This is a genomic window from Streptomyces sp. ADMS (assembly GCF_033441795.1).
Lineage (GTDB): Bacteria > Actinomycetota > Actinomycetes > Streptomycetales > Streptomycetaceae > Streptomyces.
The window spans coordinates 58,234-74,155 of sequence record NZ_JAVFVX010000007.1; the positions used below are offsets into that span (position 1 = coordinate 58,234).

Sequence of the window (15,922 nt, forward strand, 5' to 3'; positions counted from 1 at the left end):
TTCCTGTGATCGGCGGCGGCCCGCATACTCGGAGGGTGACCGCCTATGAGCCCCAGCCCGCAGGGACCCCCGGCGCCGACGGCTACGACGCCGTCGTGCTCGCGGGCGGGACCGCCCGGCGCCTCGGCGGTACCGACAAGCCCGGCGTGCGGGTGGGCGGGCGCGCGCTGCTCGACCGGGTGCTCGCCGCCTGCTCCGACGCAGGCACCACCGTGGTCGTGTCCGCGCCCCGGCCCACCGTGCGGCCCGTGACCTGGGCCCACGAGGACCCGCCGGGCGGCGGACCCGTCGCCGCGCTCGACGCGGGCCTGCGACAGACCAGGGCCGCGCAGGTCGTCGTACTCTCCGCCGATCTCCCGTTCCTCGGACCGGCGACGGTACGGCGGCTCCTCGGCGCCCTGCGGACGCGCGGCGTCGAGGGCGCGCTGCTCAGCGACCCGGGCGGCCGGGACCAGCCGCTCGTTGCCGCGTACCGGGCGTCCGCGCTGCGCCGGGAGCTGGACGCGCTCACCCTCGAACACGGCGGCCTCACCGGCCTGCCGCTGCGCCGGCTGGCCGGCGCGCTGGAACTCATCCGTGTGTCCGACCCCGTCGCGTCCTTCGACTGCGACACCTGGGACGACATCGCCGCCGCCAGAGCACGCATCAGGGAGCATGGGCACGTGTTGGACGAATGGATTTCCGCAGCCAAGGACGAACTGGGCATCGACCTGGACGTCGACACCGGCCTCCTCCTCGACCTGGCGCGCGACGCCGCGCACGGTGTGGCCAGGCCGGCCGCCCCGCTGACGACGTTCCTCGTCGGGTACGCGGCGGGCCGGGCCGGGGGAGGCCCGGAGGAAGTCGCCGGGGCCACCCGCAAAGCCGTCGCCCTCGCCCTGCGCTGGGCCGACGAGGCCGCGGGCGCGGACGATGCCGGCAAGGCCCCGGACAGCAGCAGCCCGGACGCCGGATGACCGTCCGCCACGACCTGGACGACCTCGGCGCCGAGGAGGCGCTCGCCCTCGTGAACGAAGGCAACCACAGCGCTGAGCAGGGCGACGGACCGACCCCCGAGAGTGCCGCAGCACCGGCCCCCGCAGGGGAGGGCGTCTACGACGTGGAGGCCGACCCCCCGAGCCCCGGCGCCGACGGAGACCCCGCCTCCGCCTCCGCCCCCGCGCGCCCTCGGGCCACCCCCTGGCCCCAGGCCCGCGCCATCGCCGAGCGCGCCGCCCGTCAGGTCTCCCGTGCCGCCGCTGCCTCCGTCCCCCTCGACGCCGCCCTCGGCCTGGTCCTGGCCGCCCCTCTCGTGGCCCTCACCGACCTCCCCTCCTTCGACACGTCCGCGATGGACGGCTGGGCGGTGGCCGGCCCCGGCCCCTGGGACGTGCGCGAGGCCGGTGTGCTCGCCGGGCACGCGCAGCCCGAGCCGCTCACGGACGGCGAGGCGGTGCGGATCGCGACGGGCGCCCGCATCCCGCACGACACGACCGCCGTACTGCGCGGCGAGCACGGCCGCGCGGACGACAAGGGCCGACTGCACGCGACCCGCGACATGATGCACGGCCAGGACATCCGTCCACGCGCCCAGGAGTGCCGCTCCGGCGACCAGTTGCTGCCCGCCGGCACCTTCGTGACCCCGGCGGTGCTCGGGCTCGCGGCGGCCGCCGGGTACGACACCCTCGCCGCGATTTCCCGCCCCCGGGCCGAAGTCCTTGTCCTGGGTGACGAGTTGCTCACCGAGGGACTGCCGCACGACGGTCTGATCCGGGATGCGCTCGGCCCGATGCTGCCGCCCTGGCTGCGCTCGCTCGGCGCCGAGGTCATCGCCGTACGCAGGCTCGGGGACGACGCCAAGGCGCTCTACGAGGCGTTGCAGAACTCCCCTGCCGACATCGTCGTCACCACCGGGGGCACCGCCGCCGGACCCGTTGACCATGTTCACCCCACCCTGCGCCGCCTCGGCGCCGAACTGCTGGTGAACGGCGTCCAGGTGCGCCCCGGGCACCCCATGCTGCTGGCCCGGACCAAGGAGAACCAGCACCTCGTCGGGCTGCCGGGCAACCCGCTGGCCGCCGTCTCCGGGCTGCTCACCCTTGCCGAGCCCCTGTTGCGGACCCGCGCGGGACGGGGGGCGCCGGAGCCGTACACGCTGCCCCTCAAGGACGAGGTGCACGGGCACCCGCACGACACCCGGCTCGTCCCCGTCGTCCTGCGCGGCGACCGGGCCGTGCCGCTGCACTACAACGGTCCGGCGATGCTGCGGGGCATCGCCGCGGCCGAGGCCCTCGCGGTCGTACCGCCCGGCGGTGCGCGAGCCGGTCAGGAACTGGAACTGCTCGACCTGCCGTGGGCAGCAGCCACCGAAGCCGGGGTGTGTTTCACGTGAAACATTCGGATCGCAGCGGCGGCCACCCCGGCGGCATGGGGGGATGTTTCACGTGAAACTGCCGGGCCAGGACGCCATCGCCCGTCAGGCGGACGAGCATCTGGTGACCCATCGGGTGAAACTTCCCCGGACCGTGGTGGAACGGCCGATCCGCCAGGTCGCCAAGCGCGTCGCCATGGCGCTGCTGGTGCTGATCGGAACCGCCTTCATCGTCTATGCCGACGCCGACGGCTACATCGACAACTCCGATGGTTCCGTCGATCTTCTCGACGCCTTCTACTACGCCACCGTCACCCTGTCCACCACCGGATACGGCGACATCGCGCCCGTCAGTGACGCCGCCAGGCTGACCAACATCTTCGTCATCACACCGCTGCGCGTGCTCTTCCTGATCATCCTGGTCGGCACGACTCTCGAAGTCCTCACGGAACGTACGCGGGAGGAGTGGCGGCAGAACCGCTGGAGGGCGGCCTTGCGAGATCACACCGTTGTCATCGGGTTCGGGACCAAGGGGCGGTCGGCCGTGCAGACCGTCTGCGCCACCGGGCTGAAGAAGGAACAGGTAGTGGTCGTCGACCCCAGTTCCAAGGCCGTGGACGCGGCCACCGCCGACGGGTACGCGGGAGTGGTCGGCGACGCCACACGCAGTGACGTACTGCTGCGGGCCGAACTGCAGAAGGCGCGGCAGATCATCATCGCCACCCAGCGCGACGACACGGCCGTGCTGGTGACGCTGACGGCCCGGCAGCTCAACCGCACCGCCAAGATCGTGGCCGCCGTACGCGAGGAGGAGAACGCGCCGCTGCTCAAGCAGTCCGGCGCCGATGCCGTCATCACGAGCGCGAGCGCGGCCGGGCGGCTGCTCGGGCTGTCCGTGCTCAGTCCCGCCGCCGGCATGGTCATGGAGGACCTCATCCAGCAGGGCAGCGGGCTCGACATCGTCGAACGGCCGGTCATAAAGGCCGAGGTGGGCAAGGGGCCGCGCGAGACGGACGACCTGGTCGTGAGTGTCGTGCGCGGGCACCGCGTGCTGGGCTACGACGATCCGTCCGTCGGGGAGCTTCAGGTGGCCGACCGGCTCATCACCATCGTGCGGGCGACGCCGGGCGCGCATGTGGCGCCCGACGTCCGCCGGATCCGCGACAACTAACACCTGCGTCCCGGCTACTTGCGGTTGTAGAGCCGCATCGTCACCGGGCCGAAGATGAGCACCAGCAAGCCCGCCCACCCCAGCGACCAGGCGATCTCGGCGGTCGGCCACTCGCCGGCCATCAGCTCCCGCACCGCCGACGACACATGGGTGATCGGGCTGTTGTTGACGAAGGCCTGGAGCCAGCCGGGCATGGTGCTCGGGTCGACGAAGACGTTCGACAGGAAGGTCAGCGGGAAGATCACCATCATGCTGACGCCCATCACCGACTTCTCCGTGCGCAGCAGCAGCCCGAACATCGTCCAGATCCAGGAGAAGGCGAAGGAGAAGACCAGGAGGAGGGCGATGCCGGCAGCCACGCCCACCACTCCGCCGTCGGGTCGGTAGCCCAGGATGACGCCGACCGTCAGCATCACCACGGACGCCATGGTGTACCGCAGGGCGTCGCCGAGGAGATAGCCGACCATCACCGCCGGCCGCCAGATCGGCAGCGTACGGAAGCGGTCGAAGACGCCCTTCTCGATGTCCGTGTTGACCGAGACGCCGGTGTACATCGTGATCATCACGACCGACATCACGAGGATGCCCGGCAGCAGGAACTGGATGTACTCGCGCGGGGAGCCCGCCAGCGCGCCCCCGAACAGGTACGTGTACATCAGCACCATCATGATCGGGAACGCGGTGACGTCGAAGAGCTGCTCGGGGACGTGTTTGATCTTGAGCATCGCCCGCCAGCCGAAGGTGAGGGACGCCGAGAGCGCGCTCGGGCGCGGCGGCCGGTCCTTGGCGATGAGCAGCGCGGCGAGTGCCTCGGCGCTGACCGGGGCGAGATCCCTGCTCTCGGTGGTGGTCGCGGTGCTCATGCCGCCGCCTCGCTTTCCGTGGAGTCGGCCGGGGAGCCGGCTTCCGTGTCATGTCCGGTGAGGGCGAGGAACACCTCGTCCAGGCTGGGCTGTCCCAGGGAGAAGTTGTCGACGGTGATGCCGGCGCGGGCCAGTTCGGAGAGCGCGCGGGCCGCCTGCTCGGCCGCGTTGTCCGCCGCCGACGTACCGATACGGGCTGTCAGCGCCACCGGATCGGGGTCGCGCTGCACCGTCGCGTCGAGGGTCAGCCGCAACACCTCCTCCGCCTGGGGCCGCTGTGCCGGATCACGCAGCCGCAGATGGACGGACCCGGCGCCGACGGACGCCTTCAGCTCGCCCTTGGTGCCCTCCGCGATCACCTTGCCTTTGTCGATGACGGCGATCCGGGACGCCAGCTGGTCGGCCTCGTCCAGATACTGCGTGGTCAGCAGCACGGTCGTGCCCTGGGCGACCACGGCGCGCACGATGTCCCACACCTGGTTGCGGCTGCGCGGGTCGAGACCGGTCGTCGGCTCGTCCAGGAAAAGCAGGTCGGGGGTGTTGAGGATGGACGCGGCGATGTCGATTCGGCGTCGCATACCGCCCGAGTAGTGCTTGACCTGCTTCACCGCGGCGTCCGTGAGCCCGAAGGCCTCCAGGAGCTGGGCGGCGCGCTCACGGGCGGTCCTCTTGTGATGGCCGAGGAGCCGGCCGAGCAGCACCAGGTTCTCGGTGCCGGTGAGGTCCTCGTCCACGGACGCGTACTGGCCGGTGAGGCTCACCCTGCCGCGTACCGTGTCGGCCTCGCGCACCACGTCGTGGCCGAAGATGTGGGCCTCGCCGTCGTCCGGCCGGAGGAGGGTGGCCAGCATCTTCACAGTGGTCGTCTTGCCGGCGCCGTTCGGCCCGAGGACCCCGTAGACCGTGCCGGTGGGCACGGTGAGGTCGACGCCGTCGACGGCCCGGGTGTCGCCGAACGTCTTCACCAGACCCGCGGTCTCGATGGCCAGGTCGGCTGCCTTGGCCGCCCTGCCCGCTTTGGCTGCCTGTGGGCTCATGTCTCGGGGTCCTTCCGGAGTCCTGCGCGTACGGGGTTACGCAAAGGGAGACCGGAGGCCAACCCGAAACTCATCGGCCGCCCGGCCACACGTTTCTCCACGGTCTCTCGTCCGGCCCCGGACCGCACCTCAATTTAACGCCGGGGCGGGGAGTAGCGTCCCCTCATGCATGCGATCACGATTCCCGAACCCGGAGGGCCCGAGGCGCTGGTGTGGGCCGAGGTCCCCGATCCCGTGCCCGGCGAGGGCGAGGTGCTGGTCGAGGTGGTGGCGAGCGCCGTCAACCGTGCCGACATCCTGCAGCGCCAGGGCTTCTACAATCCACCGCCCGGCGCCTCCCCCTACCCCGGACTGGAGTGCTCCGGCCGGATCACCGGGATCGGGCCCGGAGTGTCCGGCTGGTCCGTCGGCGACGAGGTGTGCGCGCTGCTCGCGGGCGGCGGCTACGCGCGGAAGGTGGCCGTTCCGGCCGGGCAGCTGCTGCCCGTGCCAGAGGGCGTCGGTCTGAAGCGGGCGGCGGCGCTGCCCGAGGTGACCTGCACGGTCTGGTCGAACGTCTTCATGATCTCCCACCTCCGACCCGGCGAGACCCTCCTCGTGCACGGCGGCTCCAGCGGTATCGGCACCATGGCCATCCAGCTCGCCAGGGCCGTCGGCGCCAGGGTCGCCGTGACGGCCGGGACGAAGGAGAAGCTCGACCGGTGCGCCGAACTCGGCGCCGACATCCTCGTCAACTACCGCGAGCAGGACTTCGTCGAGGAGCTGAGGCAGGCCACCGGCGGCGCCGGCGCCGATGTCGTCCTCGACAACATGGGCGCCAAGTACCTGGACCGCAACGTCCGCGCCCTCGCCGTCAACGGACGGCTCGCGATCATCGGCATGCAGGGCGGCGTCAAGGCCGAACTGAACATCGGCGCGCTCCTCGCCAAGCGGGCCGCGATCAGCGCGACCTCGCTGCGCGCCCGCCCGCTCGCCGAGAAGACGGCGATCGTGGCCGCCGTACGCGAACACGTCTGGCCGCTGATCGCCGCCGGTCAGGTCCGGCCGGTCGTCGACCGGGAGTTCCCGATGGACGACGTGGCGGCGGCCCACCGGCTCGTGGAGGAGAGCGGGCACATCGGAAAGGTGCTGCTGGTGGTCCCGTAGCGCGCCGTCCCGGGTCACGTCCTCCGGACGCGCAGTCGCAGCGCGAGGAGGGCGAGGCCCAGGCCGAGGCCGATCAGGACCAGCCCGCTGCCGAGCGGCAGTATCCGCAGCACCGGATCGGAGACCGGGGCGGGCAGGGCGGCCGTGTCCCGAGGATCGTCAGGGACGGTAGTGGGCACGGGGAGGGGGACGTTCTCCTCGTACGGCGTCTCCTCGTATGCCGTCTCCTCGGGCGGCGCCGGCACGCGGCGCCCGGGGCGTTCCCGCCCCTCGCCCGCCAGGCTGCCGGCCCGGGAGACGTCGGGGGCGGGCCGGGCGACGTAAGGGATGTCGTACGGCGGTGTCGTGACGTGCGGGGAAGCGGCGAGTGCGGGTGCCGCCAGGGCCAGCAGGGCGGCGCTGGTGCGCAGGGTGCGGAGCCGTGGAGTCATGTCGGTGGCCCCTTCCCGCTGCGGAGTCGCCGGTCGCCAGGGTTCGACGGGACCAGCCTCACACGCAGCCGCCCCTCCGGCATCCCGGACGGAGACCGCGTGCCGGACCCACCGGCCGGAACCGCGACCTGGTGGGAGAGAATGGCGGCATGGAGATGCCGAGGAACGAAAGGTCGCCGGAGAACCCCCAGATCCTGGTCGTTGGCCAGGACGGGATGGCTCTCGGCGGTGGCGGTGACGACGACTCCCGAGAGATCCCGGTGACGGACATGGTGGAGCAGCCCGCCAAGGTCATGAGGATCGGCAGCATGATCAAACAGCTGCTGGAGGAGGTCCGCGCGGCCCCTCTCGACGAGGCGAGCAGGGTCCGGCTCAAGGAGATCCACGCCAGTTCGGTGAAGGAGCTGGAGGACGGTCTCGCGCCGGAGCTGGTCGACGAACTGGAGCGGCTGTCCCTGCCGTTCACGGACGAGGCGATTCCCAGCGACGCCGAACTGCGGATCGCGCAGGCCCAGTTGGTGGGCTGGCTGGAGGGTCTCTTCCACGGGATCCAGACCGCCCTGTTCGCCCAGCAGATGGCCGCGCGGGCCCAGCTGGAGCAGATGCGCCGCGCGCTGCCGCCGGGCGTCGGCGGCCAGGAGGGCGACGACGACCCGCGTACGGGCGGACGGACGGGCGGACCGTACCTCTAGTCCTCCCCAGATCTCATGGAGCGGGGCCCGGTGGCCGACCGGCCGCCGGGCCCCACTCCATGAACAACCGTCTGCTCAGGACGGGTTGCCCGTCGACACGCTCAGCTCGATCACCGGCATGTCCTCGGGATCGGCATCCGCGTCCGCGGAGGGGAACTGGTCCATGACCGTGTCCTTGCCGTACGTGTTCTCGTCGACCCGCGTGACCTTCATCCGCCAGCCGGCCGCCTGGAAGCAGGCCTTGACCGAGGTCAGGTTCTTGAAGCGGAAGTCGGGCAGCCGGATCTTGTCCGGGTCGCTGTACGACTCCGGCGCCTCCGAGCACTCCTCCTCGTCGACCTTCTTGCTCAGGTCCGGCCCCTTGTACCCGGACCCCGACTCCGAATCCGACCCCGAGGTCTGCGTGGCCGAGGCGCTCGGGGTGCTGCCGCTGCCGGCCCCGCCGCCGTTGTCGGTGTCGTCCCCGCCCAGTTTCAGGGCCAGGAGCAGCCCGCCGACCGCGACGAGCGAGACGACGATCGAGCCCACGAGCACCGGGGTGTTGCTCTTCCGTCCCCCTCCGGCGCCGGCCGGGGGCGTGTGCTGCGGCGCGTACGCGCCCGGCGTCTGGTACGCGGCCTGCTGCGGATAGCCGTACGCCGGAGCCGGTGTCTGCGGAGCTGTGTACGCCGGGGGCGGGGTGGCGCCGTACGGATTGGCGTGCTGCGGGTGCGGGGTCGGCTGGTACGGGGTCTGCACGGGGCCCGGCGGGGGCGGGGTCGTCTGGTCGACCGGCGGGAACACCGCGGAGGCGACGCCCGCGCCGCTCTGCGCGAGGGCGCCCGGGACGATGCTCGGGGCGGCCGGCTGGAGGGAGGCGGCCACGCGCAGGCACTCGTCGCGCATGGCGACGGCGCTCGGGAAACGCTCGTTCGGGTTCTTCTTCAGCGCGCGGGCGACGAGCGCGTCCACCGCGGGAGGCAGCGCGCGGTTGACCGAGGAAGGGGCGACCGGCTCCTCCTGCACGTGCGCGTACGCGATCGCAAGGGGTGAGTCCGCGTTGAACGGCAGCCGGCCGGTGACCAGTTGGAACAGCATGATGCCGACCGAGTAGAGGTCGGAACGGGCGTCCACGCCCCGGCCCAGCGCCTGCTCCGGGGAGAGGTACTGCGGGGTGCCGACGACCATGCCGGTCTGCGTCATCGACGTGACGCCCGACTGCATGGCGCGGGCGATGCCGAAGTCCATGACCTTGACGACACCGCGCTTGGTCATCATCACGTTGCCCGGCTTGATGTCCCGGTGGACCAGACCCATCTCGTGGCTGATCTCCAGCGCCGCCAGGACGTCCGCGGTGACCTTCAGCGCCTTGTCGGCGGGCATCGCCCCGGACTGCCGTACGTCCGCGTCGAGAACGGAGCCGAGCGGCTGCCCCTCGACGTACTCCATGACGATGTACGGGGTCATGGTCCCCGCCACATCGTCCTCGCCGGTGTCGAAGACCGAGACGATGTTCGTGTGCGTGAGCTTGGCCACCGCCTGGGCCTCGCGGCGGAAGCGCTCGCGGAAGGCCGGTTCCCGGCCCAGTTCGGTGTGCAGTGTCTTGATCGCCACCTGCCGGTCCAGGACCGAGTCGTACGCGAGGTGCACCGAGGCCATGCCGCCCTCGCCGAGCAGATCGCGCAGCTGGTAGCGCCCGCCGGCGAGCGCGTGCCCCGCGTACCGGCCGTGTGCGCCGTCCTGGCTCATGTCTCAGCGTCCCCCGAACTTCTCCACGGCCGCACGTGATCGATTGGCTGATTCCGGGCCAAGTCTGCCGGAGGTCACTGACACGTCAAGCGCGGTGCCCGTTCCGTGACCGTACGGGAAGGAAGCGTCGCGGAAGCGTTACAGGGGCCGCACGGACGGAGCGCGGAATTTGCACGACGGTACCCGCAACGGGTTTGATTGCCGGTCCGCCCGGGACCCGTACCCGGGTTCATCCCGGAGCTCCTCCGGGATCGCCTCCCGGACCGGAGGCTTGCGTGGAGGCTGTAGCGTGGCCGACGGAGACCGTAACAACACCGCGCGCACCGCGGGCAGAAACGACGGCGAGGACTGATGGCACAGCAGCGCGCTCAGGGCCCGTCCGACCCCGAGGCGGCCGGCGGCGGTATGTCAGACGCACCTGAGTTGTGGGGCAACGGCGGACTGGTCGGGGACGGCCGGTACCGGCTCACCCACAGACTCGGCCGGGGCGGCATGGCCGAGGTGTTCGCCGCCGAGGACGTGCGCCTCGGGCGGACCGTCGCGGTCAAACTGCTCCGCGCCGACCTCGCCGAGGACCCGATCTCGAAGGCCCGCTTCACGCGCGAGGCCCAGTCGGTGGCCGGGCTCAACCACCACTCGATCGTCGCCGTGTACGACTCCGGCGAGGACAACGTCGGCGGTCAGTCCGTCCCGTACATGGTGATGGAGATCGTCGAGGGCCGCACCATCCGCGACCTCCTCATCAACGCCGAGGCGCCGGGGCCCGAGCAGGCCCTGATCATCGTCTCCGGGGTACTGGAGGCGCTGGCCTATTCGCATCAGCACGGCATCGTCCACCGTGACATCAAGCCCGCCAACGTGATCATCACGCACGGTGGCGCCGTGAAGGTCATGGACTTCGGCATCGCCCGCGCGCTGCACGGGGCGTCGACGACGATGACGCAGACCGGCATGGTCATGGGCACCCCCCAGTACCTCTCCCCGGAGCAGGCCCTCGGCAAGGCCGTCGACCACCGCTCCGACCTGTACGCCACCGGGTGTCTGCTGTACGAACTCCTCGCACTGCGGCCCCCCTTCACCGGAGAGACTCCCCTCTCCGTGGTCTACCAGCACGTCCAGGACATTCCGGTGCCCCCGTCCGAGGTCTCGGACGCGGCGCCGCCGGAGCTCGACGGGCTCGTCATGCGTTCCCTCGCCAAGGAGCCGGACGACCGCTTCCAGACCGCCGAGGAGATGCGCGGGCTGATCCAGTACGGCCTGCAGATGCTGTACGACCAGGGCAGCCACACCGGCACCTGGAACACCGGGCCCGTCAACATGCACGAAGGCCGGCACACCCCCTCGGGGGGTTTCGCCGGCACCGCGGTGATGAACCACCCGGGCGACCAGGCGGGCACCACCCAGATCCCCCAGCAGATCCTGCCCTCCGGGTACGGCGGCGGGGACGACGGCGGCTTCGAGGGGCACGGCAACCGGGGCAGCGGCCGGGGCAAGCTCTGGATACTGGCGTTCTTCGCCGTGGTCGCCATCGCGGCGGGCGTCGCCCTCGCCCTCCAGAACGGCAGCGGCTCCGAGGGCGACACCTCCACCACGGAGTCGCCGACCACCTCGCAGTCCGCGACGACCGACGACTCCACGGCGAGTCCGAGCGAGGAGGTCTCCGAAGCGCCGTCGAACACTGCCACGGACGACGGCACCGGCTCGAACTCGGGGTCCCAGTGGACGCCGTCGCCCACGCCTTCGTGGACGCCGTCCGCGACCGCTTCCTCCGAGCCGTCGAGCACCCCGTCGGACGTAGAGACGAGTGCGGAGCCGTCGGTGACGGCGTCGCAGTCGGAGGACGTGGCGACTCCGTCGGGCGACCCGTCGGACGACGAGGGCGGGGACGACGGCGGTACGACGGTGGGCGGCACCCTTCCCTGACATCGACGACACCGGCCGACCGCCCCTCCGGGGTTCCGGGTGAACAGACCGCCGGCCGGTTGACGGAAAGCAGCCTCCACGCGCGCGTGCGGCCCGAAGAGGGCTTCACGCGCGCGTGCCGTCGCCGGGCCGGTCGGCCCCGCGGGTGTCAGTCCGCGAACGCCCCGCACACCGCGTCGTACTCGCGCGTCCACCACACGGCGAGCGCCGAGGCGGCCGGGAACTGGGAGTCGGCGCGGGTGTCCCCCCGCTCGTAGTGCCAGCGCAGCATCCAGAAGTCGTTGAGGCGTTCCCACCACACCCGGTGCACGGCGGCGGCCAGTTCGGAGGGCGTGGCACCCGCGGTACGCCGGTACGCGCGCGCGTACGCCCGTGCCTTGGGCAGGTCGAGCGTGCCGGCGGGCCGTACGAAGAAGATCGCGGCGGCGCGTACGGCCTCCTCCGCGCGGGGCTGCACACCGAGCCGGTCCCAGTCGACGATCGCGGCCGGGGCGTCCCCCTTGTAGAGCAGGTTGAACGGGTGGAAGTCCCCGTGCACCCAGCCCACCGAGCCGCCCGGCGGGGGCCGCCGGTCCGCGTGCTGCTCCAGCAGCGCCCGCCGTTCCAGGAGCCGGTACCTGGCCAGCTCGTCGAAGTCGTCGGTGGGGCGGTGGCGGCGGACGTGGGCCAGAAGGTCGTCGATGAGCGCGAAGGTGTCGGCGGGGTCGGCGCTCGCGGTGGTGGTGGGGAGCGGGATGTTGGCGGGGGCGTCGGAAGGGTCGGCCCAAGGGGCGGACGAGGGTGCGTACAGGGGCTCGGTGGGGCTGTCGGGACCGGCCGGCTGCGGCTGCCCGGCGGAGGCGCGGGGGGAGTTGGGGGCGCGCAGACGGTGGGGGTGGTCCCAGGAGCCGTCGGGACCGGCTGGGGCGGAGGCATTCGCGGGGATAGCGGAGTCTCCGTCAGCGGTGGTGTCCCGGCTCCGGTCGGCGGGTCCGGCCTGCCGGGTCGGTTCTCCCTGCCGGCCGGACCCGCCCTGCTGACCGGGCTCTCCGCGTCGGCCGGCCGCTCCCCGTCGGGCGACCCCGCCCTGTCCGGTGACCCTTCCTGCACCGGCGGCGACATGCCGACCGGCGGTCCCTCCCTGGTGGGCCGCAACTCCCTGCGGGGCGTCCTGGCCCCGTCCGGTGGCCGCGCCCTCGCGCTCGCCCCCGACCCGCTCGCCCGGTGCTCGTCCCCGCGTCGGCATCACCCGTTCCAGGCTCGCGTGGACCACGCCCAGCAGCGCGCCCAGCCGGCCGCACTGGACGGTGCTGAGCTGACCGCCGTGGCGGTGGCGGCCGTCGATCCAGGGGTGCAGGGCGTAGGCGTGGCCGCCGACGACGGCGACCGTACGTCCGTCTCGGCCGGGCAGTGGCGGGGCCACCGGGACGCCGAGGTCCGCGAGGCGCTGGGTCGCCCGGTGCTGACGGGCGATCGCGGCGGGGTCGGCGGTCTCGGGGTCGAAGTGGTGCTTCAGGAAGTAGTCGCCGCGGGTGGTGGCGAGCCGGTAGCCGCGGTTCAGCAGCCCCTGGTCGACGGGGTCGCAGGCCAGCGCGGACCCGGCGGAGTACTGGCGGAGGAGGGCGCCCAGCGGGGGCGCATGGGGCACAAGGGGTGGTACAGATGAGCGCGGCACGCGCCAGATGCTAGGGCACGAGCCGGGCGTGTGAGCCTGGCGCTTGTCGCAGACAGTCACAGTCGGCCGCGGGCAGTCACGGGCAGTCGGTTTCGATCACAGAGTGCACGGTTGTGAACTGAGGTTCGACTCGTAGGTAGACGGGATCGAAGGGAACACCGTCCACGGAGCGCGGGGCGGGCCCGAACCGGTCGAGCTCGGCGGCGGTCGGCTCCACGGCGGCGCACTCCCCGACGACCTGCACGGACCACGACCGACTCCGCGCGGACGGAACATCCGCGCCGTACGCGACGACACCGCCCACGCACGCCCGGTGGTACCCGTGCCCCCTGTGCAGGCGCAGCAGGACCCGCCCGTCCACGACGATGTGCCGGGCGGACGCCAGGAAGGGCAGCGCGCGCATGCTGGTCGCGACCCGGCCGTGGTCGACGCGGCCGAGGAGGTCGGCGGCGTGCTGTTCATAGGTCGGCATGTATGAAGGGTGTTCCACGTGAGGCCGGGCACACCAGGGGCGCTCGCCCCGGGAAGAAGGGTCCAAAGTCCCGATTCGGGTGTCCTGGTGGCAGGCTGAGTGTGCCGGCTCCCCTAGAAACCCTGCCGCTGCCCTTGCCGCTCCGCCTGCGTCCGCGCCACGTACGCCGCCGCCTGCGCACGCCTCTGCATGCCCATTTTGGACAGCAGCCCGGACACATAGTTCTTGATCGTCTTCTCGGCGAGATGCAGCCGCTCGCCGATCTCGCGGTTGGTGAGCCCCTCCCCGATCAGGCTGAGGATCCTGTGCTCCTGCTCGGTGAGGTTCGCGAGCCGCTCGTCGCCCTTCGCCGGGCTGCCGCCGTCCCGCAGCCGCTGCAGGACGCGGGCGGTCGCGACCGGGTCGAGCAGGGACCCGCCGGCCGCCACGTCCCGTACGGCCGCCAGTAGTTCATGTCCGCGGATGGCCTTCAGGACGTACCCGGAGGCGCCCGCCATGATCGCGTCGAAGAGGGCCTCGTCGTCGGCGAACGAGGTCAGCATCAGGCACTTGATGTCCGGGTCCTGGGAGCGGATCTCGCGGCACACCTCGACGCCGCTGCCGTCCGGCAGTCGTACGTCCAGGACGGCCACGTCCGGGTGGGCGGCCGGAATCCGTGCCAGGGCGTCCGCCGCCGTGCCGGCCTCGCCGACCACCTCGATGTCGTCCTCGACCGAGAGCAGTTCGTGTACTCCTCGGCGGACGACTTCATGGTCGTCGAGGAGAAATACGGTGATTTTTCCGTCTTCTGGCACGGAGACAGTCTCACACACCGACTCTTCCCGTGGCCTGGGTGCGCGGGATAACGTGCCGTTGTTCCGGCCCCCTGCAAGGCTGTGACCAGGGCCCCTTCCCGGCTTGCTCAATTTACTTGGATTTCCAAGCAAAATCGCAGGTCAGGGGGGTTTCATAGAAATATGGCGCACTGGGTAACGTGAGGCTTGCGGGACGCTCGCCGGGGCGCCTGTCACGCCTGTTCCCGGCCGAGCGGCACCCACCCCGTGCACGGGTTCGGGAACAGGTGACCGCACTGGTTACCCGGCAACCCCGGGGCCGGACCGACGGAGGAGTACACGTGACCGTGGAGAGCACTGCCGCGCGCAAACCGCGACGCAGCGCCGGAAGCAAGACCGGTACCACCCGCACCACCGCGCAGAGCGCCGACGCGCCGGCCGCCGACGCACAAGCAACGCCCGCGAAGCGCGTCACTGCCACCGCGACCAAGACCACGGCCGCGAAGCGCGCCGCCACCAAACGCGCTGCCACCAAGAAGCCGGCCGCCGGACCGGCGCGAACGGCCGGAACGGGCGCCGATCCGGACCTCATCCAGCTGCTGACCCCCGAGGGCAGGCGCGTCAAGAACGCCGCCTACGACTCGTACGTCGCCGACCTCACCCCCGACGATCTGCGCGGCCTGTACCGGGACATGGTGCTGACCCGCCGCTTCGACGCCGAGGCCACCGCGCTCCAGCGTCAGGGTGAGCTGGGTCTGTGGGCCTCGCTGCTCGGCCAGGAGGCCGCCCAGATCGGCTCCGGCCGAGCCACCCGCCCCGACGACTACGTCTTCCCGACCTACCGCGAGCACGGCGTCGCCTGGTGCCGGGACGTCGACCCGACCAACCTGCTCGGCATGTTCCGCGGGGTGAACCACGGCGGCTGGGACCCCAACACCAACAACTTCCACCTCTACACGATCGTCATCGGCTCGCAGACCCTGCACGCCACCGGCTACGCGATGGGCGTGGCCAAGGACGGCGCCGACTCCGCGGTCATCGCGTACTTCGGGGACGGCGCCTCCAGCCAGGGCGACGTCGCCGAGTCCTTCACCTTCGCCTCGGTCTACAACGCGCCCGTGGTGTTCTTCTGCCAGAACAACCAGTGGGCGATCTCGGAACCGACCGAGCGCCAGACCCGCGTTCCGCTCTACCAGCGTGCACAGGGCTACGGCTTCCCGGGTGTGCGGGTGGACGGCAACGACGTGCTGGCCGTCCTCGCGGTGACGAAGTGGGCCCTGGAGCGGGCCCGCAGCGGCGAGGGCCCGACGCTGGTCGAGGCGTACACGTACCGCATGGGCGCCCACACCACCTCCGACGATCCGACCCGCTACCGCCATGACGACGAGCGGGCGGCCTGGGAGGCGAAGGACCCGATCGCGCGCCTGCGTGCGTACCTGGAGGCCTCAAACCACGCGGAAGAGGGATTTTTCGCGGAACTGGAGGCCGAGAGCGAGTCGTTGGGCAGGCGAGTACGCGAAGTGGTCCGTGCCATGCCGGAGCCGGACCCCTTCGCGATCTTCGAGCACACCTATGCCGACGGGCATGCGCTCGTGGACGAGGAGCGGGCCCAGTTCGCCGCCTACCAGGCGTCGTTCGCAACTGCATCGGACAGCGGCTTCGCCGCGGGGGCGGGGGCATGA

13 protein-coding genes and 2 pseudogenes are annotated in these 15,922 nt (G+C 71.7%); 7 read left to right on the forward strand and 8 right to left on the reverse strand.

The features are described 5' to 3' along the window. The first annotated feature begins 35 nt into the window (after window positions 1-35). The 3 genes from RB628_RS05060 to RB628_RS05070 are packed head-to-tail and all read left to right on the forward strand — an operon-like array spanning window position 36 to window position 3,521. Window positions 36-956, forward strand: a complete 921-nt coding sequence (locus RB628_RS05060; protein ID WP_318319046.1) for an NTP transferase domain-containing protein — start codon at window positions 36-38, stop codon at window positions 954-956. Then, window positions 953-2,371 carry a molybdopterin molybdotransferase MoeA gene (locus RB628_RS05065; RefSeq protein WP_318319047.1) on the forward strand — a complete coding sequence of 473 codons (1,419 nt, stop codon included), beginning with the start codon at window positions 953-955 and terminating at the stop codon, window positions 2,369-2,371. Before RB628_RS05060 ends, RB628_RS05065 begins: the two co-directional genes overlap by 4 nt. Window positions 2,372-2,414: 43 nt before the next feature. After that, window positions 2,415-3,521, forward strand: coding sequence for a potassium channel family protein (locus RB628_RS05070; protein ID WP_318319048.1), 1,107 nt, complete (start codon window positions 2,415-2,417; stop codon window positions 3,519-3,521). 14 nt (window positions 3,522-3,535) lie between these two features. Here the strand turns inward: RB628_RS05070 and RB628_RS05075 are convergent, their stop codons facing one another. Both RB628_RS05075 and RB628_RS05080 read right to left on the reverse strand, forming a co-directional pair. Then, window positions 3,536-4,384, reverse strand: coding sequence for an ABC transporter permease (locus tag RB628_RS05075; protein WP_318319049.1), 849 nt, complete (start codon window positions 4,382-4,384; stop codon window positions 3,536-3,538). Next, complete coding sequence (locus tag RB628_RS05080) at window positions 4,381-5,421, reverse strand: ATP-binding cassette domain-containing protein (RefSeq protein WP_318319050.1); 1,041 nt, start codon at window positions 5,419-5,421, stop codon at window positions 4,381-4,383. The genes RB628_RS05075 and RB628_RS05080 overlap by 4 nt, the downstream gene beginning before the upstream one ends. 165 nt (window positions 5,422-5,586) lie before the next feature. On the opposite strand from RB628_RS05080, the gene RB628_RS05085 reads away from it, so the two are divergent. Further along, window positions 5,587-6,567, forward strand: coding sequence for an NAD(P)H-quinone oxidoreductase (locus tag RB628_RS05085; RefSeq protein ID WP_318319051.1), 981 nt, complete (start codon window positions 5,587-5,589; stop codon window positions 6,565-6,567). A 14-nt stretch (window positions 6,568-6,581) separates the two neighbouring features. Here RB628_RS05085 and RB628_RS05090 read toward each other — a convergent pair whose 3' ends face one another. Then, window positions 6,582-6,998: a hypothetical protein gene (locus RB628_RS05090; protein ID WP_318319052.1), complete on the reverse strand. Its 417-nt coding sequence runs from the start codon at window positions 6,996-6,998 to the stop codon at window positions 6,582-6,584. Window positions 6,999-7,147: 149 nt separating this feature from the next. Here RB628_RS05090 and RB628_RS05095 point away from each other — a divergent pair, with 149 nt between their 5' ends. Next, the gene (locus RB628_RS05095; protein ID WP_318319053.1) at window positions 7,148-7,690 is read left to right on the forward strand and encodes a bacterial proteasome activator family protein; all 543 of its coding nucleotides are present in this window, start codon (window positions 7,148-7,150) and stop codon (window positions 7,688-7,690) included. A gap of 75 nt (window positions 7,691-7,765) precedes the next feature. Here RB628_RS05095 and RB628_RS05100 read toward each other — a convergent pair whose 3' ends face one another. Beyond that, a complete protein-coding gene (locus RB628_RS05100) occupies window positions 7,766-9,418 on the reverse strand; it encodes a protein kinase domain-containing protein (RefSeq protein ID WP_318319054.1) in 1,653 nt (550 codons plus the stop codon). Window positions 9,419-9,766: 348 nt separating this feature from the next. Between RB628_RS05100 and RB628_RS05105 the strand changes: the two genes are divergently transcribed. Further along, on the forward strand, window positions 9,767-11,341 hold the full coding sequence (locus RB628_RS05105; protein WP_318319122.1) for a protein kinase domain-containing protein: 1,575 nt from the start codon (window positions 9,767-9,769) through the stop codon (window positions 11,339-11,341). Between the two features lie 148 nt (window positions 11,342-11,489). Here the strand turns inward: RB628_RS05105 and RB628_RS42510 are convergent. From RB628_RS42510 to RB628_RS05120, 4 genes and pseudogenes are all read right to left on the reverse strand, one after another. Further along, window positions 11,490-12,059 (reverse strand): annotated as a pseudogene (locus RB628_RS42510) (phosphotransferase); the annotation flags it as partial. A gap of 486 nt (window positions 12,060-12,545) precedes the next feature. Continuing rightward, window positions 12,546-12,995: pseudogene (locus tag RB628_RS42515) on the reverse strand (phosphotransferase); the annotation flags it as partial. Between the two features lie 76 nt (window positions 12,996-13,071). After that, window positions 13,072-13,467: a pyridoxamine 5'-phosphate oxidase family protein gene (locus tag RB628_RS05115; protein ID WP_318319056.1), complete on the reverse strand. Its 396-nt coding sequence runs from the start codon at window positions 13,465-13,467 to the stop codon at window positions 13,072-13,074. Window positions 13,468-13,580: 113 nt separating this feature from the next. Beyond that, complete coding sequence (locus RB628_RS05120; RefSeq protein WP_318319057.1) at window positions 13,581-14,261, reverse strand: response regulator transcription factor; 681 nt, start codon at window positions 14,259-14,261, stop codon at window positions 13,581-13,583. 320 nt (window positions 14,262-14,581) lie between these two features. Here RB628_RS05120 and pdhA point away from each other — a divergent pair, with 320 nt between their 5' ends. Then, window positions 14,582-15,922: a pyruvate dehydrogenase (acetyl-transferring) E1 component subunit alpha gene (gene pdhA / locus RB628_RS05125; protein ID WP_318319058.1), complete on the forward strand. Its 1,341-nt coding sequence runs from the start codon at window positions 14,582-14,584 to the stop codon at window positions 15,920-15,922.

Bases quoted from the DNA above. Each gene is read 5' to 3' on its own strand.
- RB628_RS05080 (WP_318319050.1), bottom strand. From the start codon at position 5,421: ATGAGCCCACAGGCAGCCAAAGCGGGCAGGGCGGCCAAGGCAGCCGAC.
- RB628_RS05095 (WP_318319053.1), top strand. From the start codon at position 7,148: ATGGAGATGCCGAGGAACGAAAGGTCGCCGGAGAACCCCCAGATCCTG.
- RB628_RS05115 (WP_318319056.1), bottom strand. From the start codon at position 13,467: ATGCCGACCTATGAACAGCACGCCGCCGACCTCCTCGGCCGCGTCGAC.
- RB628_RS05065 (WP_318319047.1), top strand. From the start codon at position 953: ATGACCGTCCGCCACGACCTGGACGACCTCGGCGCCGAGGAGGCGCTC.
- RB628_RS05075 (WP_318319049.1), bottom strand. From the start codon at position 4,384: ATGAGCACCGCGACCACCACCGAGAGCAGGGATCTCGCCCCGGTCAGC.
- RB628_RS05085 (WP_318319051.1), top strand. From the start codon at position 5,587: ATGCATGCGATCACGATTCCCGAACCCGGAGGGCCCGAGGCGCTGGTG.
- RB628_RS05070 (WP_318319048.1), top strand. From the start codon at position 2,415: ATGTTTCACGTGAAACTGCCGGGCCAGGACGCCATCGCCCGTCAGGCG.
- RB628_RS05100 (WP_318319054.1), bottom strand. From the start codon at position 9,418: ATGAGCCAGGACGGCGCACACGGCCGGTACGCGGGGCACGCGCTCGCC.
- RB628_RS05090 (WP_318319052.1), bottom strand. From the start codon at position 6,998: ATGACTCCACGGCTCCGCACCCTGCGCACCAGCGCCGCCCTGCTGGCC.